The organism is Serratia sp. D1N4 (assembly GCF_054552755.1).
This window is the reverse complement of sequence record NZ_CM137274.1, coordinates 3,606,373-3,623,918: the sequence shown is the minus strand read 5'-3', so window position 1 is coordinate 3,623,918 and position 17,546 is coordinate 3,606,373. Positions and strand designations below refer to the sequence as shown.

The following is a 17,546-nucleotide window of genomic DNA, read 5'->3' as shown; positions in this document are numbered from 1 at the left end:
ATATCAGGTTAACTCTCTCTCGAGCTTGTTATTGAAATTTAAATTTCATATATATAAATATAAGAAAATTAATTCCATTAATGTGGTATCAGCGAAGAGTGGCCGAGGAGAAAGTGATGAAACAGGTGCGCGTTGGATTGATTGGCACTGGCTATATTGGCCGGTGCCATGCTATTGCCTATGCCCAGGTAAACACGGTGTTCCCGTTGAAAGGGGAACTGGTGCTGGATATGTTGGCAGAGGTCACCCCTGAACTGGCTGCACTGCGGGCAGCGGAGTTTGGCTTCTCGCGCTCAACCGCCGACTGGCGCGAACTGGTGGCCGATCCGGCCATTGACGTGGTGGATATCTGTGCGCCGAACTTCCTGCATAAAGAGATGGCGTTGGCCGCCATTAGCCACGGCAAGCACGTGTACTGCGAAAAACCGCTGGCGCTGAATGCGCAAGATGCCGCCGAAATGGAGCAGGCGGCACGGGCCAAAGGGGTAAAAACCCTGGTGGGTTTCAACTATATGAAAAACCCGACCAGCCAGTTGGCGCGGCAGATTATCGCCAACGGTGAGATCGGCGAAGTGGTGCATTTCTACGGGACTCATAATGAGGATTACCTGGCCGATCCGCGCACGCCGATCGACTGGCACTGCCGTAAGGCCACCGCCGGGCTGGGGGCATTGGGCGATCTGGCGGCGCATATCGTCAATATGGCGCATTATCTGGTAGGGGAGATTGTGGCGGTTTCTGGCGATCTGCAAACCTTCATTAAACAGCGGCCCGATCCTAAAAACCCGGCTGTGCTGTGTGAAGTTGAAAACGAAGATCAGGCCAGTGCGCTGCTGCGCTTTGCCAACGGCGCGATGGGCACCATCGAGACTTCACGCATTGCCTGCGGGCGCAAAATGGGCCTGGGCTATGTGGTTACCGGCACCAAAGGCACGCTGAGTTTTACCCAGGAACGGATGGCGGAGCTGAAACTGTACCGGCACGATGAGCCAGCGGAACGCCAAGGGTTCAAAACCATTCTGGTGGGGCCGCAGCACCCGGATTACGCCGCATTCTGCATCAGCGCCGGGCATGGCATCGGCTTTAACGATCAGAAAACGGTCGAGATCCGAGATCTGGTTAACGGCATCGCCGCCGGGGAGAAAATGTGGCCAGACTTTGCCGAGGGCTGGAAAGTCTCCTGCGTGCTGGATGCGATCGCCGCTTCTGCCGAACAGCGCCGCTGGCTGGAGATTAATCACGGCTGATGCATACGGGCCCAGCGTGCTGAGCCCGTAATGTTAGTCAAAACGCAAAACAAGAACAGCCAAATGCGCCCCAGAAGGCATTCTCATCAGAAACGGGAATGCTGGAGCGGCGGGCGACATCATGCTGATGGGCATGAACACCGCAAGGGCCGCAGCATTGGTGTGCCTGGCTCAAGATACCCACTCGGCTGGTGGCCGCTGGCGGTGCCGAGCGATAATGCCCCGGTACGTTGACCACCGGTGACCACTCCGGCAGCACCGGTAACGGCGGTGGAGAAAACGGGGAGAAGCTGCCAGCAGCATAGACAATTTTACCGTCTACCATCGTCATCACCGACTCAATCCCTTTGATCTGCTCTTCCGACACGCTGAAGTAATCTTGTGACAGCACCGCCATATCGGCCAGTTGGCCCACTTTGATCTGGCCTTTCTTACCCTGCTCGGTAGAGAACCATGCGCTACCCTGTGTCCACAGCATTAGCGCGGTTTCACGATCCAAGCGTGCGCTGTCGTCATACATCGCCATACCGCCAACCGTGCGGCCAGAAACCAGCCAGTACAAGGCGGTCCACGGGTTGTAGCTGGCGACGCGGGTGGCATCGGTGCCTAATCCTACCGGCAGTTCTGCCGCCAGCATTTTGGCCACCGGCGGAGTCTGCTTGGTGGCCTCAACGCCGTAGCGCTCGGCAAAGTATTCACCCTGAAACGCCATACGGTGCTGCACGGCAATGCCGCCGCCGAGGGCTTTCACCCGCTCGATATTACGTTCAGATATGGTTTCTGCATGGTCAAAGATCCAATGCAGACCGGCAAACGGTATCTCGCGGTTAACTTTCTCGAACACGTTCAGCATACGGCTGATGGATTCGTCGTAAGTGGCGTGCAGGCGGAATGGCCAACGGTGCTCTACCAAATGGCGTACTACGCGCTCCAACTCATCTTCCGTCCCCTGTGGCAAATCTGGCCGCGGTTGCAGAAAGTCTTCGAAATCAGCGGCGGAAAATACCAGCATTTCACCCGCGCCGTTATGGCGGTAGAAATCCGTGCCCTGGCCGGGTTTGAGCATATCGGTCCAGAGCTGAAAGTCCTCCAGTTCGTGCTTGGGCCGCTGGGTAAACAGGTTGTAGGCGATACGAATGGTCAGTTGCTGTTTCTGGTGCAGTTCCGCAATTACCTGATAATCTTCGGGATAGTTCTGGAAACCACCACCTGCGTCGATCGCACTGGTCAGGCCCAGGCGGTTCAGTTCGCGCATAAATTGGCGGGTCGAATTGACCTGTTGCTCCAGTGGCAAGCTTGGCCCTTTGGCTAAGGTGGCGTAGAGCAGCATGGCGTTGGGTTTGGCGATCAGCATGCCGGTTGGGTTACCGTTGCTGTCACGTTGAATTTCTCCTCCCGGCGGGTTTGGCGTGTCTTTGGTGTAGCCCACCACTTTCAGTGCCGCACGATTCAGCAGGGCGCGATCGTACAAATGCAGAATAAACACCGGCGTGTCCGGGGCTGCGGCGTTGATTTCATCCAGCGTCGGCATACGGCGTTCGGCAAACTGGAACTCGCTCCAGCCGCCGACCACTCTGACCCACTGCGGGCTTGGTGTGCGCAACGCCTGCTCTTTCAGCATCCGCAGGGCGTCGGCCAGAGACGGCACACCCTCCCAGCGTAATTCCAGGTTGTAATTCAATCCACCGCGGATCAGGTGCAGGTGAGAGTCGTTCAGGCCAGGCACCGCCGTGTGGCCGTGCAAGTCGATCACCTGGGTTTCTGGCCCGGCGTGCTGCATAACGTCGCTTTCGCTGCCGACGGCAACAAATTTACCGTCTTTGATCGCCACCGCTTGAGCGGTGGGGTTCTCGCGATCAACGGTATGAAATTTACCGTTGATGATGATCAATGAAGCTGTGTGACTCATAACGTTTTCCTTTAATGGCGAGTGAGCCATTGATGAAACAGGCGGGTGACGAGCGGCATCCACAGGAACACCACCAGGGCAACCACGCTGGCATCGTTCAGCAAATGCCCGGCCAGCGAACCGCTTAGCCCCGGTAATAGTTGATGCCAAAACCAGGGCACCAGATTGGTCGAAGGGAAAATCACCAGCAGGGTGATTAAAAACTGTTTCCACTTGGCGGGTGGGCGTACGTTGACGCTGGTTGGCGTGAACCAGAACTCGGCACCAGGGCGGATTTCGATATGATCGCTGCCCAGCAGCAACGGCGTGACTTGCTCGATGTACTGCAAGCGCTGCGGGGAGTGGATCCAGCGGTACAAATTGTCCAGATTATCGAAACGCACCAGTATCGTATAAGCCTGCTCGCTGCCGGAAGGGCGGATGACGTTCACCCCCAGGTGGCCGGTAAAGGTAGCCGCATCAGGCATAATGCGCTTTAGCCAGGCTTCATAGGCCTGTTCCTGGCCGTGTGCGAGATGGTGAGTAATAACCAGCGTAACGTGTTGCTGATGGGACATGGAACCGGCTCCTGAAAAATCCCGGCCGCTTGGGCCGGGTAAGGTTTATTTCACATTGCGCGCCGGGGCGTGATGCACCAGGGTATAGGCATAGTCAACGCCCATACCGTAGGCACCGCTGTGTTCGCGCACCAAATCCATCACTGCGTCGTAGGTTTCTTTGCGTGCCCAGTCGCGCTGATACTCAAGCAGCACCTGTTGCCAGGTTACCGGGATTGCGCCAGCCTGTACCATGCGATCGATCGCACGTTCATGAGCATCGACGGAAGTGCCGCCAGACGTGTCGGTGACCACATAAACTTCATAACCGGCTTCCAGCGCCATTAAGGCTGGGAAGGTCAGGCAGACTTCGGTCCACAGGGCAGAGATCACCAGCTTTTTGCGGCCGGTGGCTTCTACCGCTTTCACGAACGCGGCATCTTCCCAGGAGTTCATTGAGGAGCGCTCAATCGGCGTGATTTCAGGGTGAATCGCCAGCAGTTCCGGCCAGATATAGCCGCTGAAGCTTTCGCTTTCGACCGAGGTGAAAATCGTGGGTACATTAAAAATTTTGCCTGCTTTTGCCAGCGCAACCACGTTGTTTTTCAGTTGCTGGCGATCAATATTGGCAACGCCAAAAGCCATCTGTGGTTGGTGGTCGATAAAAAGCAGTGCGGAGTTTTTCGGATCAAGCAATTGAAACTTAGACATAATTTACCTTCCAAATAGGGTTTTCGTGAATAAGGCCGACAGGCTGTATCAGTGAAATGCATGGTAGGTAGATGCCGTTTTCAAAGATAGCGTAGAATTTTTGTCTTCTTGTTAAGTTTTTTTATACGCAGGGGAACGAAGTGAGAATAAACCTGGACGCATTGCTGATCCTGGACGCTTTGGAGCGTCACGGTTCATTTGCCGCAGCGGCGGCTGCGCTGTTTAAAACGCCGTCTGCCCTGAGCTATATGGTGCAGAAACTGGAGAGCGATCTGGATATCACGTTGCTCGATCGTTCTGGGCACCGGGCAAAATTCACCGATACCGGCAAGCTGATGCTGGAGAAGGGGCGGATATTGCTGCGCGCCGCGCAAGATCTGGAGCAACAGGCGCGCTATGTGGAAAGCGGTTGGGAGAGTGATCTCACCCTGGCCGTGGATGCGTCGTTTCCCTTTGAACGTCTATTGCCGCTGATCGACGAGTTTTACCGTCATCATCATCACACCCGGCTGCGTTTTAGTCATGAGGTGCTGGCTGGTTCCTGGGAGGCGCTGGTTTACGGCTGTGCCGATATCATTATTGGTGCGATCTGCGAGCCGCCTTCCCGCGCGGGTTTCTCTTTCAGCCCGCTGGGGCGTTTGGAATATATTTTTGTCGTCGCCCCGAACCATCCGCTGGCGACGATGCCGGAACCGTTATTGAAAACGACTATCCGCCAGCATCGCGCGGTAGTGGTACATGACACTTCGTGTGTTAATACGCCGCAAAATCTGCACGTGCTTGATGAGCAGGATCAACTGACGGTATTCAGCTTTGAAGCCAAGTTGCAGGCGCAACTGGCCGGGTTGGGCTGTGGCTATCTGCCGCGTTATCTGGCGGAGCCTTACCTGAAAACGGGCCAACTGGTAGTGAAAAATGTTGAGGCAGAACGTTACAGTGATACCGCGTATTTTGGCTGGCGCGAAAGCGCGACCGGCTTGGCGGCAGCCTGGTGGCGAGAGCGTTTGCAGGCCTATGTCGAGGCTGGCTCCATTTATTCGGGCCTATAAGGCAGAAAATAATGGGGACAGCTCGCTAATGCCAGTCAGTTAAGCACAAATCTGCATCATTATGCAGCAGGTGCTAAAGGTGTGGCCTCCCTCTCCCTGCGGGAGAGGGCCGGGGTGAGGGGCTTTAGTTCAGTGATATTCCCTTCACCCTAACCTTCCCCAAAGGAGAGGGAACTGGTTAGCCTTAACTGACAAACATTAGGACAGCTCGCTAAATTTTAACTTTGCTTTGCCACTTTGGTTATTTTGCCCGTCGAACCGGTTCGCAGATACTGAGGGAAATCTCTCACTGCGAGCCGGAAAATGTCTTCAAATCACTCACACAGTGTTTATCTGCACGGCGTACAGCGCGCCTGGATCCAACAGCTTGCCCGGCAATGGTCTTGGCGGCTGGAATTGCCAACCTGGGGCATCATCGCGCTGGTGTATGGCAGTTGGTTCGGCGTGGTGCATTACTGGCCACTGCTCGGCCCCTGGCTGGGCACGCCGCTGCTGATCGTCGCCACCGCTGGTTATATGTCGCTACAGCATGAGCTGATCCACGGCCATCCGACGCGCTGGCCGCGCCTGAATCATCTGCTTGGCCTGCTGCCGCTGGCGGTGTGGTATCCTTACGGGTTGTATCGCGATTCCCATCTAAAACATCATCGCGATCAACATTTAACCTTGCCGGAAGAGGATCCGGAAAGTTACTACTTCAGCCAGGCACAGTGGCAGCGTTGGCCCATATGGTTGCCGCTATTGACCAAGGTACGTAATACACTGATTGGGCGGATAGTGCTTGGCCCGGCATTGGATATTGCATCTACGCTGATCAACGCGCTGAGAGCCATTCTGGCGGGGAATGTGCGTACACTAGCGATGTGGCTGGTGCATGGCGCGCTGCTGGTACCGATGTTGTTCTGGCTGCAAGCGCACGGCCTTTCTGCCGGTTTTTATCTGCTGGTGGTGAGTTATCCGGCGCTGGGTCTGACGAAGGTCAGATCGTTTTTTGAACATCGAGCCGTAGAAGCCCCGCAGGCACGTTCTGTTATTAATGAAGCATCTTGGCCATGGCGCTTGCTGTTCCTCAATCTGAACTATCATTTAGTGCACCATGATTTACCCGGCTTGCCGTGGTACGGATTGCGCAAAGTGTATCTGGCGGAGCAAGAGGCTTACCGCCAGCGCAGCCAGGGGTTTGTGGTAGCAGGATACGGCGTATGGTTGACTGAAAATGCTTTTACGCCGATTGCCGTTGAGGTGCATCCGTTTGCCGCTAAGAATTTGGCAGAGGGTGTGCAGAACGGCTGGCCAACCCTATCGCTTGCGCGCTGGGCCGGTACTGCTCAGGATTTTCCAACCGATCCGGCGAAATAGCCGGAAAGTTTAATTGAAGAGGAACAGGCATGGCGATTAGCTCATTACGTGGACGTTTTCTGGCTTTGGCGCTGACCATGCTGACGGCGGGTGCCGCGCAGGCGGCGGATACGGTGCGCGTTGGCTCCAAGATCGATACCGAAGGATCGTTGCTCGGCAACATTATCGTGCAGGTGCTGGAAGCTAACGGCATCAAAACCACCAATAAACTGCAACTGGGCACTACCAAGGTGCTGCGCGGGGCGATCACCGCCGGCGAAATTGATATTTATCCGGAATATACCGGCAATGGGGCTTTCTTCTTTTCAGACGAAAAAGATCCGGCGTGGAAACAGGCCAACGCCGGATTTGAGAAGGTGAAAAAGCTTGATTACGACAAAAATCATATCGTCTGGCTGGATGCCGCACCGGCGAACAATACTTGGACCATTGCTGTCCGTCAGGACGTGGCGGAGGCGCATCATTTGAAAACCCTGGCGGATCTCAGCCAGTGGATCAACAGCGGCGGTAAATTCAAACTGGCTGCGTCGGCAGAGTTTATTGAACGCCCGGATGCCTTACCGGCTTTCCAGAGCGCCTATGGCTTTAAGCTCAATCAGGATCAGTTGCTGTCGCTGGCCGGTGGCGATACGGCGGTGACCATCAAGGCGGCGGCAGAGCAGACCTCAGGAGTGAATGCGGCGATGGCGTATGGCACCGATGGCCCGGTGGCGGCTTTGGGGCTGCAAACCCTGCAAGATCCAAAGGGTGTGCAGCCTATCTACGCACCAGCCCCAATTATCCGCGAAGCCACGTTGAAAGAGCATGCCAATATTGCCGAGTTGTTGAAGCCAGTTTTCGCTACGCTAGATGGCCCAACGCTGCAAAAACTGAATGCGCAGATCGCCGTGGAAGGGCAGGATGCCAAACAGGTAGCGGTAAACTACCTTAAAGAGAAAGGGCTGATTAAGTAGCCTTATCTTTCAGGAACTGGGCCGTTAAAACGGCCCTACGGGTAATGGAGCGGGGAGTCGCTTTGATTATTGCTTTAAAAAACCGCGTACTACTGACCTTATTTATCATGCTGCTGCTGGCGGCCTTTAGCCTGCCGTTTCTCAGTTATGCTCCCAATCGCCTGCTGTCTGGCAAAAGTCTTTCCCTGATATCGCTGTTACACGGCCCGGCGCTGTGGCTGCTGTTACCGCTATTGGTACTGGCCGCTCTCAGCCTGTTGGCCCCGGTGCGGCGCTATGCGTTGCTGACGGCGTTAACGGCCAGCGCATTGCTGGCGCTGATCTTTTGGCTGAGTGGCCATGCGGCGCAACAGTTGGCACAGCAGGGCTCACCGCTGGCGCGCACGTCGTGGGGCAGTGGCTACTGGCTGATGGCGGCGCTCTGCGGGTTGATTGCCGCCGATGCCATGACGCGAATTACCCCCTCGCATCTGTGGCGCATGCTGGGCAATCTGTTGGTGATGCTGCCTGCGCTATTGCTGCTGTTCAGCGGCCAGTTGGATCAGCTTTCGCTGCTTAAGGAGTACCACAACCGGCAGGAGGTGTTTGACGCGGCGCTGTTGCAGCATCTGACCATTTTGCTGGCCACCATGGTGCCAGCATTGCTGATCGGCGTGCCGCTGGGCGTGTTGTGCTTTCGCTCTGAACGCTGGCAAACGCCGATTTTCTCTACGCTGAATATCATTCAGACCGTGCCTTCTATCGCGCTGTTCGGCCTGCTGATTGCCCCGCTGGCCGGGTTGGCGGCGGCGCTGCCGTGGCTGGGGATCAGCGGTATCGGCCTGGCCCCGGCGATTGTCGCGCTGGTGCTGTATGCCCTGTTGCCGCTGGTGCGCAGCGTGGTGGCGGGTTTACAAAGCGTTCCCGCCAGCGTGATCGAATCGGCCAGCGGGATGGGGATGACACGTGGGCAGATTTTTTTCTGCGTGCAACTCCCTTTGGCACTGCCGCTGTTCCTCACCGGCGTGCGTATTTTGGCGGTACAAACCGTAGGTATGGCGGTGGTGGCCGCACTGATCGGTGCCGGTGGTTTTGGTGCCATCGTATTTCAAGGGTTGCTTAGCAGCGCGCTGGATCTGGTGCTGCTCGGGGTACTGCCGGTGATCGCCATGGCGGTGATCCTGGACTCGCTGTTCAAATTCATAATTTCACTGCTGGAAGTGACACGCTGATGATTCGCTTTGATCGGGTAAGCAAGATTTTTCAGGGTAAACCGGCGGTTGATGACCTGTCGCTGAATATCGCCGAGGGGGAGTTTACCGTGCTGATCGGTACCTCCGGCTCCGGCAAGTCCACCACGTTAAAGATGATCAATCGGCTGATTGAACATGACGAAGGCAAAATCTATTTCGCCGGTGAAGAGATCCATAAATTCAAACCGCAGGATCTGCGCCGCCGCATGGGCTATGCCATTCAGTCGATCGGCCTGTTCCCGCACTGGACGGTGGAAGAGAATATCGCCACCGTGCCGCAGCTCTTGAAGTGGCCACGGGCGCGCATTCGCGATCGGGTTACTGAACTGATGGAACTGCTGAATCTAGAGCCGGAACGTTTTCGCCGCCGTTATCCGCATCAGCTTTCTGGCGGGCAGCAGCAGCGGGTTGGCGTGGCGCGTGCGTTAGCCGCCGATCCTGAGGTCTTGCTGATGGATGAGCCCTTTGGCGCGCTCGATCCGGTTACCCGGCTGACTTTGCAAAATGAAATTGCGCGGATTCATCAGCTTTCTGGCCGCACCATTGTGCTGGTGACCCACGATATTGACGAGGCGCTGGGGTTGGCGAACCGCATTGTGTTGCTCGATCAGGGGCGGGTGGTGCAACAGGGCACGCCGTTGGCGCTGCTGACCGAGCCGGTGAATAATTTTGTGCGAGACTTTTTTGGCCGCAGCGATCGCGGCATCAAGCTATTGGCGTTGGGAACGGTCGCCGAACGGATGCGCCCAGGCAGCGTCGAAGGGGAACCGATTCAGGCGGCGATGAGCCTGCGCGATGCGCTGTCGGTATTTGTTGCCCGTGGCAGCGAACGCCTGCCGGTGATTGGCGAGCAGGGTGAAGCGCTTGGCGTGCTGCATTTCAGCGATCTGATCGCGCAAAAGGCACTGTCATGAAAGGTGTGTGGCGCGATCCGCTGCCGTGGACCTTTGCCCTGTTGCTGGCGCTGGTGTTTGGCATGAACCATCTGCACTGGCTGTTTGCTGCCTGGTTCCCCGAGCTGGACAGGCCGGTGTATCAGCAGGACAGCTTTTTCTCACTGGTCGAGGCGCATTTGCTGCTGGTGGCAGTATCGAGTTTTATCGCTGTGCTGATTGGCGTCACCGCCGGAATCGCCGTGACGCGCGAGGCTGGGCGTGAGTTCCGCTCGCTGGTGGAAACGGTAGTGGCCGTCGGCCAGACCTTTCCGCCGGTGGCGGTGCTGGCGATTGCGGTGCCGGTGATGGGCTTTAGCGAACAACCAGCGATCATTGCCTTGGTGCTGTACGGCCTGTTGCCGATCCTGCAAGGAACGCTGACCGGGATCGAGTCGGTACCAGCCGCCACGCGCGAGGTGGCGCAGGGGGTGGGCATGAGCCGCTGGCAGATCCTGTGGCGCGTTGAGCTGCCGCTGGCGGCACCGGTGATTGTGGCGGGCATTCGAACTTCGGTGATCATCAATATCGGCACGGCGGCGATCGCTTCTACTGTGGGCACCAAAACGCTGGGCTCGCCAATCATCATCGGGCTGAGCGGTTTCAATACGGCTTATGTGATCCAAGGGGCGGTGGTGGTGGCGCTATTGGCGATCATCACCGACATGCTGTTCGAACGCTGGGTGCGCTACCTGACCACTTGGCGTGCGGTGTCATCTTCTGCGGGGTAACTAAAATGCTGACAGTCTCTTTGCCCATGTATGGCGTCAATCATCAACAGGTTGAGCCCTTCTGGCTGGCGTTGCGTGATACATTGCAGCAGCTTGGGATGGCCGAGGTGCCGCAGGCATTGAGCTGGCCGCAGGATCTGTTGGCACACTGGCAGAGCCCGGATCTGTTGCTGAGCCAGACCTGCGGTTATCCGTTGGTGGCGATGCTGCCGCAGGTGCAACTGGTAGGCACCTACCATTATCGCGTGGAAGGGTGCAGCGGGGCGAATTACAGCAGTTGGCTGGTAGCGCGAGATAACGAGCCGGGGGAACGGCTGGAGGATTTCCGTGACCGGGTTGCGGCCTATAACAGCCTAGATTCGCAGTCCGGTTACAACAGCCTGCTGGCGCTGATTGCGCCGTTGGCGCGGCAAGGGCGGTTCTTCCGGCAGGCGATCGCTTCCGGTGCTCATTATGAATCAATAAAGATGATCCACAGCGGGCAGGTGGATATTGCGGCGATCGATTGCGTCAGCTTTGCCTTGCTCAAACGCGCACGGCCGCAGGCGGTGGCCGGGCTGAAGATTATTGGCCGCACCGCGGCGGTGCCAGGATTGCCGCTGATTACCTCAGCTAGCACAACGCCACAGCAACTCGCGCTGCTGCGCGCGGCGGCCAGCGCGATGGTCAGCGATCCGGCCAGTGAAAGCCTGTTGATTGGTGATTTCAGCCTGGTGCCGCGTGAGGCCTATCAGGTCATCACTGAACACCGACAGCAGGCGGCAGCGCTGGGCGTGACGGCGCTATAGCAGCACCGTCATTTGCTCTGAAGAGTGGCTGCCGGAGCAGTGCTGGTGGGTGCTTCGCTGGAGACCGGGGTTGCTTCAAGTGGGGTAGTGGACCGGGTATAGATATTCAGCCCGGCCAGGAATACGCCGCCCAGAGAACCAAAGGCGCACAGGGCGATGATGATGACGAACGCTTTTTTCAGCATGAGTTATATTTCGCAGGTGAGTCAGAACAGCGAGAATTATAGCCCCTTCCTCGGGTGAAACAATCATCGTTTATCTTACTCGGGCGTTTTCGCTGCCTCAACGCGCTGCACTTTGGCCGAGCGGGTGAACAGGTACTTGCCCAGCGTGACCAATACCACCGCAGAGACGATCACCACCAGAGCCAACCATTCACGCGCAGCCAGCGTCTCACCGGCAAAGCCGACGCCAAGCAATACCGCTACCACCGGGTTCACATAGGCGTAACTGGTCGCCACGGCCGGGCGCACATTTTTCAGCAGGAACATATAGGCGCTGATCGCCAGCATTGAGCCGAATACGATCAAATAACCGAGGGCCAGAAAGCTGCTGAGGCTGGGCATGCTATCAAGATGTTCGCCGCTCAGTTGGCTGGCAACCATCAGCACCACTCCTGCTACCAGCATTTCTGCCGCACCGGCCATTGGCCCGGCAGGAAGAGAAATACGCGAGCTGAGCACCGAGCCAAAGGCCCAACTGGCCGAGGCCAGCAGGATCAACAGTGCGCCGGTCGGGTTGCCCACCAGGTTGTTGCCGGTATTGAGCAGCACGATGCCCACCAGGCCGAGCGCGATGCCGGTCCACTCCAGCCTGGTATTGCGCATTCCCCATAACATGCTGAAACACAGGGTAAACAGTGGCACCGTTGCTACCATCACGGCGGCAATGCCGGAGGGCACGTTCTGATGTTCTGCCACCGTGACCAAGCCGTTGCCGACCGCTAACAACAGGATGCCGATGGTACCGGCGGCAATCCACTGTTTTAGCGATGGTAAAGCGTGGCCGCGCAGCACCAGGAAACTGAACAGGATAATGCCCGCCACCAGAAAGCGGATACCCGCCATCATCAGCGGTGGCCAGCTTTCAACCCCAACACGAATGGCAAAATAGGTCGATCCCCAGACAATATACAGCGTGAACAGCGCTCCAATTAATGGCAGGAGATGACGGTTTTTTTGGCTCAGCATGGGTTCTATATTCGGTAGGGGGTGATTTATTAGGGCACTCAGTAAACCCTAACGTGGGGAGGATAAGCAATGCATTTTTGTGCCTGCGGCAGGAGTGGGGAAAGGGGCGTTATTGGGGAGTCATGCCACATAAGGCAGCCCTCTCCCGGTAGGAGAGGGCCGGGAGTGACTATTGTTTTTCAAAAAATAGCGTCACTTTAGCGACTTCTAGCCCAAACTTGCGCAACGATGTCACGTTAAACAGACGCTTTTCATCCTGGCGAAACAGCCAGTCGTCAAAGTGCAATTTCACCGTGCCATTCTCGGTTTTCACGTCCATATCGTAGCGCCAGTTGAAGGCGTTGCCCGCGGTATTACCCTGCGCGACGCCGATGATATCGCCAGCCGTACCCTGATAGCTGCCATCCTCATTTCTGATGATGCGCCAGACGCGGGTTTGACGTTCGCCATCGTCATACACGAACTTTTCGTTCAACGTCAGGGTATTGCCGACGACATCACCCTGGATCACCACTTCAAAGCGGCGGATTTGTTTGTTCTGATAATCCTGCACCATGCCCCAGGCGCGAGTTTCGCCGCTGAAGTAGCCGAACAGGTCGAAAGTAGGCTTATCGTGCTGATAGTCACTGATCTCTGTGCTGCATCCTGCCAGCAAAAACAGCAACGCCAGTAGCAGATGTTTGATTTTCATTACGAATCTCCGGTCAGTTGTTGCCGTAAGTTGGGGTATTGGGTAGCGGGTGACAGCCATATTGCGAGAAAAGCGTCGCGGAAAGCACCGTCGAAGCGCTCGCCGATCGGTTGGACCGGGTGGTCCGGTTGTGGGCGATAATAGAAGCGGCCTCCGTCATGGTCGCCGACAAAGGTGAGCTGGCTACCGGGTTGCACCGAGGGCCAGATGGCACTCATCTGGCTGAGCCAGCGCTGCTGCTGCGCAGCTGGCACCGTTATTTTCATTGCCTGCCACTGTTCTTGCGTGGCTTTGACCAGTTCATCGGTGCTGATACTACGCTGATAATTAATGCTTAGCGCCTGCGGCCAGTTGCCTGCCTGATAACGCCCGTCTGGCGTGCGTAATACCGAAAAATAGATGTCAAACGGCCCCCAGCGCAGCGTGGCGCTACCTACCGTCGGCCACGCGGCCCAGTCGCTGGCCTGTGCCGCCAGGCTGCTCAGGCAAAACAGCAGGGTCAACAGTATCTTCATGGTGCTCTCCTAAGTAACATTAGCCAACTGATGGCGGGCAGATAAATTGCCCAACCGCAGGCCAGGGTGAGGATCATCATTTCCGGTGCCATCAGCGGTGTCATCGCGTTGAGCTTCCAACCGATCGTGTAAGCCAGTGGGCCGCTAACTGCGCCTAACAGCACCAATATTGGCAGCCTCAGCCTGATCCGGCTCAGCAACCAAGACCACCAGCAAGCGAACGTGAGCCACAATGCACACATCCACAGCGGCACGCCGGTTTGGCCGGTAAATTCGAATAGGCCGAGGTAGCACCACAGGGCATCCATGACAATGCCAAGCAGCGCCGCCAGCAGCACCCATTTGCGCCGCCAGGCTGGGGTGAAGGCCAGCGCCAGCGCTGCACCGACCAACAGCAAAGGAAGCCCGCGCTCGCGCCAGAGGATGGCCAGCGTCCAGTAGGCATTGAAGCCCAGGCTGGTCAGCCAGAATCCTGCACCTAATTTCATCGGCGTTCCGCGCTAAGCTGTACCGTGCTGATGGTGCGCGCCAGGAAACCTGCTTCGCAGTAGCACAGGTAAAAACGCCACAGCCGCTGAAAACGTTCATCAAACCCTTGGCTGTGCAGTGAAGGCCAGTGGTGTTCAAAGCGCTGCCGCCACTCTTGCAGCGTGCGTGCGTAGTCGCGGCCAATGTCGTGCAGATCGCACATCACCAGATCGCTGTGGCGCGTCAGGGTTTCGCATAACGCGGTGACGGAAGGCAAAAAGCCGCCAGGGAACACGTAACGCTGGATAAAATCCACGCTGCGGCTGTATTGCTGGTAGCGTTGATCGGTAATGGTGATCGCCTGCAACACCATTTTGCCTTTGGGTTTCAGCAACTGCTGGCAGCGCTTCACAAACAGCGGCAAAAAGCGTTTGCCCACCGCTTCGATCATTTCGACCGACACCAGCTTGTCATACTGGCCGGTGAGCTGGCGGTAATCCTCAAACAGCAAGGTGACGCGATCTTTCAGCCCGGCTTGCTCGATGCGCTGGCAGGCATAATCGTACTGCGCCTGTGAGATGGTGGTCGTGGTGACCCGGCAGCCGTACTCGCGGGCGGCAAATTCTGCCAGCGCCCCCCAACCGGTGCCGATCTCCAGCAGATGATCTTCCGGTTGCAGATCCAACTGTTCACACAGGCGGCGCATTTTGGCCTGCTGTGCCTGTTCCAGCGTCATTTCGGCTTCGCGGTATAACGCGCTGGAATACAGCATGTCGCGATCAAGAAACTGTTGATAAAAATCGTTGCCCAGATCGTAGTGCGCCGCGATGTTGCGCCGCGCCTGGCGGCGGCTATTGCTGCGTAGCAGATGCACCAGACCGTGCCACGGGGCGGTCAGCCAGCTCAAACGCGCTTCCAGCTTATCTACTACCTGCATATTGCTGGCCAACAGCTGTAGTAGACTGGTGAGATCGGGGCTGCTCCAGTCACCGTCGATATAGCACTCCCCTGCGGCGATGCTGCCGCCCAGCAGCATCCGCCGGTAAACGCGCAGGTCATACACTTCGACTTCCGCCTGTAGCGGTGCGTTGGCATCACCAAACTGGATTTCACCAACGCCGGATTCACGCAACAACAGGCCGCCGCCCTGCAACTGCTGCAATAAGGTAAAAATAATGCGGCGTGCGCCTTTACTGCGGCCGGAAATAGCCGTGTTGCTGCTCAGGGAGTATTCCGGTGAACTCATGGTTTGTCCTTGCCGCCAGAGGCGGGGTGAGGGTAGATGGGGGCGCGTTTTAGCCATAATTTTAGTGCCTGCCAGTAAATGGCAGCGGCAGTTTTCACCGTCATCAACGGCAAGCGCCACAGCTGCTGGCGCAGGGTGGCGCGCGTCAACGGTTGCCGGTAAAGCAGTAGGGTGGCGTCGAACTCGCGGCTGGCTCGGTGATTTTCGATATGCACACGCAGCCGCTGCGCAGGGGGGGAGAGCCGCCAGCGGTAGGTCATGTCCATCGGGTTGAACGGCGAAACGTGAAAGATTTTGTCCACCGGCAGCGTGCCGTCTGGCTTCACCGCGTAGGTATGACGCTCATTCCACGGGGTATTGCGCACCTCGGCCAGCAGCCAGCGCAGTTCGCCGTCAGCGTTATACAGGTAATAAAAGTTAACCGGGTTGAAGTAACAACCCAAATAGCGCAGCTGGCACAGCAGCATAACGCGGCCGTTCAGCTTTTCGCCGGTCAGTTCGGCAATCCGCTTCTGCGCCTTGGTTTTGATATCGCCGCCGCCCAGATAGTCGCGGCGATAAAACGACGCCGGAGCAAAGCGTTCCAGCGCAATGCCGAGAGCAGGCAGTTGCGCCAGTTCGTCGAGATCGATAAGCGGCATAAACAGGCGATAGTCAAAGCTGTGCAGCACCGGGCTGAAGCGGCGGTGGCGCACATGGCCGACGTACAGGGCGCTGTTCATGCGGCTTTCACCTGCAACAGCGCCTGCGTGACGTCTAGCGCGCTGCGTACGCCATCCTCATGAAAACCGTTGTACCAGTAAGCTCCGCAGAACCAAGTGTTTTGCTGCCCGTTTATCAGCGTGCGTTGCTGTTGTGCCAGCGCGCTGGCCTGATTGAATACCGGATGGTGGTAGCTGAAGCTGCGCAGGATCAGCTTGGGATCAATCGGCTGTTGCGGGTTGAGGGTCACGCAGAAGGTGTGCGGCGCGTTGAGGCCTTGCAGGATATTCATGTTGTAGGTCACGCTAGCCCTCTGGGTTTCTGCATGCTCGCTGTTGGCGGGCAGCAGATAGTTCCAACTGGCCCAGGCACGGCGCTGGCGCGGCAACAGGCGCACATCGGTATGCAAGATCACTTCATTGGCCTGATAGGGCAACTGAGTCAGAACGCGTTGTTCCAGCGGGCTGGCATCGGCCAGCAATTGCAATGCCTGATCGGCATGGCAGGCAAAGATCACCTGATCGAAATGCTGTTCACCTTGGGCGCTGTGGATCACTACCTGATGCGGCTGGCGTTCCACCCGCTGAACCGGCGTATTCAGATGCAGAGTCAGGTGGCCCGCCAGTGCTGCCAACATGCGGCGCACATACTCGCGTGAACCGCCGGGCACCACAAACCACTGCGGGCGATTGGCGATATCCAACAGGCCGTGGTGATCGAAAAAGCGCAGGAACAGCGCTAACGGGAACTGACGCATGTCCGCCATGGAAGAGGACCAGATCGCGGCCCCCATCGGTAGTAAGTAGTGTTGGGCAAAATAGTCGGTAAACCCAGCCTGTTGCAGGAAGTCGTCCAGCGTTTCGCTGCCGACGCCGCCAGCGGCCAGGCGTTTTTTACATTGGCGATTAAAGCGCACAATCTCTGCAAGCAGGCGATAAAAACGTAGGTTAAACAGGTTACGGCGCTGGGCGAACAGCGTATTGAGCGTATGGCCGTTGTATTCCAGCCCGCTGTGGGGATGGGTGACCGAGAAGCTCATTTCCGTCGGCTGGCCGCTGATGCCTAACTCTGCCAGCAGCGCAATAAATTGCGGGTAGGTGCGTTCGTTGTAGACAATAAACCCGGTATCGATGGCGTAGCTGCGGCCTTCCAGCGTGACGTCCACGGTAGCGGTGTGGCCACCAGGGTAATCGTTGGCTTCAAACAGCGTCACCTGATGTTCAGGGGCCAGTTTCCAGGCACAGGTCAGGCCGGAAATTCCGCTGCCAATAATGGCGATTTTCATTA

The 17,546-nt window shown here is 57.1% G+C and carries 19 protein-coding genes; 8 read left to right on the top strand and 11 right to left on the bottom strand.

The window, feature by feature from the left end:
- Positions 1-116: 116 nt before the first annotated feature.
- On the top strand, positions 117-1,247 hold the full coding sequence (locus tag ACX1CU_RS16150; protein WP_459399288.1) for a Gfo/Idh/MocA family protein: 1,131 nt from the start codon (positions 117-119) through the stop codon (positions 1,245-1,247).
- Positions 1,248-1,284: 37 nt separating this feature from the next.
- Here the strand turns inward: ACX1CU_RS16150 and ACX1CU_RS16145 are convergent, their stop codons facing one another.
- Genes ACX1CU_RS16145 through ACX1CU_RS16135 form a run of 3 tightly spaced genes read right to left on the bottom strand, consistent with a single transcriptional unit; the run spans position 1,285 to position 4,403 of the window.
- Positions 1,285-3,156 (bottom strand): amidohydrolase, encoded by a 1,872-nt coding sequence (locus ACX1CU_RS16145; RefSeq protein WP_459399287.1) that lies wholly within the window; start codon positions 3,154-3,156, stop codon positions 1,285-1,287.
- Between the two features lie 11 nt (positions 3,157-3,167).
- Positions 3,168-3,713, bottom strand: a complete 546-nt coding sequence (locus ACX1CU_RS16140) for an antibiotic biosynthesis monooxygenase (protein ID WP_459399286.1) — start codon at positions 3,711-3,713, stop codon at positions 3,168-3,170.
- A gap of 45 nt (positions 3,714-3,758) precedes the next feature.
- Complete coding sequence (locus tag ACX1CU_RS16135; RefSeq protein ID WP_459399285.1) at positions 3,759-4,403, bottom strand: hydrolase; 645 nt, start codon at positions 4,401-4,403, stop codon at positions 3,759-3,761.
- 140 nt (positions 4,404-4,543) lie between these two features.
- Here ACX1CU_RS16135 and ACX1CU_RS16130 point away from each other — a divergent pair, with 140 nt between their 5' ends.
- The 7 genes from ACX1CU_RS16130 to ACX1CU_RS16100 all read left to right on the top strand — a co-directional run bounded on the left by ACX1CU_RS16130 (position 4,544) and on the right by ACX1CU_RS16100 (position 11,447).
- Positions 4,544-5,452, top strand: a complete 909-nt coding sequence (locus ACX1CU_RS16130) for a LysR substrate-binding domain-containing protein (protein ID WP_459399284.1) — start codon at positions 4,544-4,546, stop codon at positions 5,450-5,452.
- 303 nt (positions 5,453-5,755) lie between these two features.
- Positions 5,756-6,811, top strand: coding sequence for a fatty acid desaturase (locus ACX1CU_RS16125; RefSeq protein ID WP_459399283.1), 1,056 nt, complete (start codon positions 5,756-5,758; stop codon positions 6,809-6,811).
- A 29-nt stretch (positions 6,812-6,840) separates the two neighbouring features.
- Complete coding sequence (gene osmF, locus ACX1CU_RS16120; protein WP_459399282.1) at positions 6,841-7,764, top strand: glycine betaine ABC transporter substrate-binding protein OsmF; 924 nt, start codon at positions 6,841-6,843, stop codon at positions 7,762-7,764.
- 62 nt (positions 7,765-7,826) lie between these two features.
- Positions 7,827-8,975, top strand: a complete 1,149-nt coding sequence (locus ACX1CU_RS16115) for an ABC transporter permease (RefSeq protein WP_459399281.1) — start codon at positions 7,827-7,829, stop codon at positions 8,973-8,975.
- Positions 8,975-9,910 carry an ABC transporter ATP-binding protein gene (locus ACX1CU_RS16110; RefSeq protein WP_459399280.1) on the top strand — a complete coding sequence of 312 codons (936 nt, stop codon included), beginning with the start codon at positions 8,975-8,977 and terminating at the stop codon, positions 9,908-9,910. The genes ACX1CU_RS16115 and ACX1CU_RS16110 overlap by 1 nt, the downstream gene beginning before the upstream one ends.
- Positions 9,907-10,659, top strand: coding sequence for an ABC transporter permease (locus ACX1CU_RS16105; RefSeq protein ID WP_459399279.1), 753 nt, complete (start codon positions 9,907-9,909; stop codon positions 10,657-10,659). The genes ACX1CU_RS16110 and ACX1CU_RS16105 overlap by 4 nt, the downstream gene beginning before the upstream one ends.
- A gap of 5 nt (positions 10,660-10,664) precedes the next feature.
- A complete protein-coding gene (locus ACX1CU_RS16100; RefSeq protein WP_459399278.1) occupies positions 10,665-11,447 on the top strand; it encodes a phosphate/phosphite/phosphonate ABC transporter substrate-binding protein in 783 nt (260 codons plus the stop codon).
- An 8-nt stretch (positions 11,448-11,455) separates the two neighbouring features.
- Here the strand turns inward: ACX1CU_RS16100 and ACX1CU_RS16095 are convergent, their stop codons facing one another.
- The 8 genes from ACX1CU_RS16095 to ACX1CU_RS16060 form a co-directional block, all read right to left on the bottom strand.
- Entirely contained in the window at positions 11,456-11,632 is a 177-nt protein-coding gene (locus ACX1CU_RS16095; protein WP_459399277.1) for a hypothetical protein, read from the bottom strand.
- A 75-nt stretch (positions 11,633-11,707) separates the two neighbouring features.
- Entirely contained in the window at positions 11,708-12,637 is a 930-nt protein-coding gene (yedA, locus tag ACX1CU_RS16090; protein ID WP_459399276.1) for a drug/metabolite exporter YedA, read from the bottom strand.
- Positions 12,638-12,806: 169 nt separating this feature from the next.
- Complete coding sequence (locus ACX1CU_RS16085) at positions 12,807-13,328, bottom strand: DUF3833 domain-containing protein (protein ID WP_459399275.1); 522 nt, start codon at positions 13,326-13,328, stop codon at positions 12,807-12,809.
- A complete protein-coding gene (locus tag ACX1CU_RS16080; RefSeq protein ID WP_459399274.1) occupies positions 13,328-13,843 on the bottom strand; it encodes a hypothetical protein in 516 nt (171 codons plus the stop codon). The genes ACX1CU_RS16085 and ACX1CU_RS16080 overlap by 1 nt, the downstream gene beginning before the upstream one ends.
- Entirely contained in the window at positions 13,840-14,331 is a 492-nt protein-coding gene (locus ACX1CU_RS16075) for a DUF2878 domain-containing protein (protein WP_459399273.1), read from the bottom strand. Before ACX1CU_RS16075 ends, ACX1CU_RS16080 begins: the two co-directional genes overlap by 4 nt.
- Positions 14,328-15,557, bottom strand: coding sequence for a class I SAM-dependent methyltransferase (locus ACX1CU_RS16070; RefSeq protein ID WP_459399272.1), 1,230 nt, complete (start codon positions 15,555-15,557; stop codon positions 14,328-14,330). The genes ACX1CU_RS16075 and ACX1CU_RS16070 overlap by 4 nt, the downstream gene beginning before the upstream one ends.
- Positions 15,554-16,279, bottom strand: a complete 726-nt coding sequence (locus ACX1CU_RS16065) for a DUF1365 domain-containing protein (RefSeq protein ID WP_459399271.1) — start codon at positions 16,277-16,279, stop codon at positions 15,554-15,556. Before ACX1CU_RS16065 ends, ACX1CU_RS16070 begins: the two co-directional genes overlap by 4 nt.
- Positions 16,276-17,544 carry an NAD(P)/FAD-dependent oxidoreductase gene (locus ACX1CU_RS16060; protein ID WP_459399270.1) on the bottom strand — a complete coding sequence of 423 codons (1,269 nt, stop codon included), beginning with the start codon at positions 17,542-17,544 and terminating at the stop codon, positions 16,276-16,278. Before ACX1CU_RS16060 ends, ACX1CU_RS16065 begins: the two co-directional genes overlap by 4 nt.
- Positions 17,545-17,546: the final 2 nt, after the last annotated feature.

Coding starts and splice junctions, on each gene's coding strand:
- ACX1CU_RS16150 (WP_459399288.1), top strand. CDS start 117: ATGAAACAGGTGCGCGTTGGATTGATTGGCACTGGCTATATTGGCCGG.
- ACX1CU_RS16145 (WP_459399287.1), bottom strand. CDS start 3,156: ATGAGTCACACAGCTTCATTGATCATCATCAACGGTAAATTTCATACC.
- ACX1CU_RS16140 (WP_459399286.1), bottom strand. CDS start 3,713: ATGTCCCATCAGCAACACGTTACGCTGGTTATTACTCACCATCTCGCA.
- ACX1CU_RS16135 (WP_459399285.1), bottom strand. CDS start 4,403: ATGTCTAAGTTTCAATTGCTTGATCCGAAAAACTCCGCACTGCTTTTT.
- ACX1CU_RS16125 (WP_459399283.1), top strand. CDS start 5,756: ATGTCTTCAAATCACTCACACAGTGTTTATCTGCACGGCGTACAGCGC.
- osmF (WP_459399282.1), top strand. CDS start 6,841: ATGGCGATTAGCTCATTACGTGGACGTTTTCTGGCTTTGGCGCTGACC.
- ACX1CU_RS16110 (WP_459399280.1), top strand. CDS start 8,975: ATGATTCGCTTTGATCGGGTAAGCAAGATTTTTCAGGGTAAACCGGCG.
- ACX1CU_RS16105 (WP_459399279.1), top strand. CDS start 9,907: ATGAAAGGTGTGTGGCGCGATCCGCTGCCGTGGACCTTTGCCCTGTTG.
- ACX1CU_RS16100 (WP_459399278.1), top strand. CDS start 10,665: ATGCTGACAGTCTCTTTGCCCATGTATGGCGTCAATCATCAACAGGTT.
- ACX1CU_RS16095 (WP_459399277.1), bottom strand. CDS start 11,632: ATGCTGAAAAAAGCGTTCGTCATCATCATCGCCCTGTGCGCCTTTGGT.
- yedA (WP_459399276.1), bottom strand. CDS start 12,637: ATGCTGAGCCAAAAAAACCGTCATCTCCTGCCATTAATTGGAGCGCTG.
- ACX1CU_RS16085 (WP_459399275.1), bottom strand. CDS start 13,328: ATGAAAATCAAACATCTGCTACTGGCGTTGCTGTTTTTGCTGGCAGGA.
- ACX1CU_RS16080 (WP_459399274.1), bottom strand. CDS start 13,843: ATGAAGATACTGTTGACCCTGCTGTTTTGCCTGAGCAGCCTGGCGGCA.
- ACX1CU_RS16075 (WP_459399273.1), bottom strand. CDS start 14,331: ATGAAATTAGGTGCAGGATTCTGGCTGACCAGCCTGGGCTTCAATGCC.
- ACX1CU_RS16070 (WP_459399272.1), bottom strand. CDS start 15,557: ATGAGTTCACCGGAATACTCCCTGAGCAGCAACACGGCTATTTCCGGC.
- ACX1CU_RS16065 (WP_459399271.1), bottom strand. CDS start 16,279: ATGAACAGCGCCCTGTACGTCGGCCATGTGCGCCACCGCCGCTTCAGC.
- ACX1CU_RS16060 (WP_459399270.1), bottom strand. CDS start 17,544: ATGAAAATCGCCATTATTGGCAGCGGAATTTCCGGCCTGACCTGTGCC.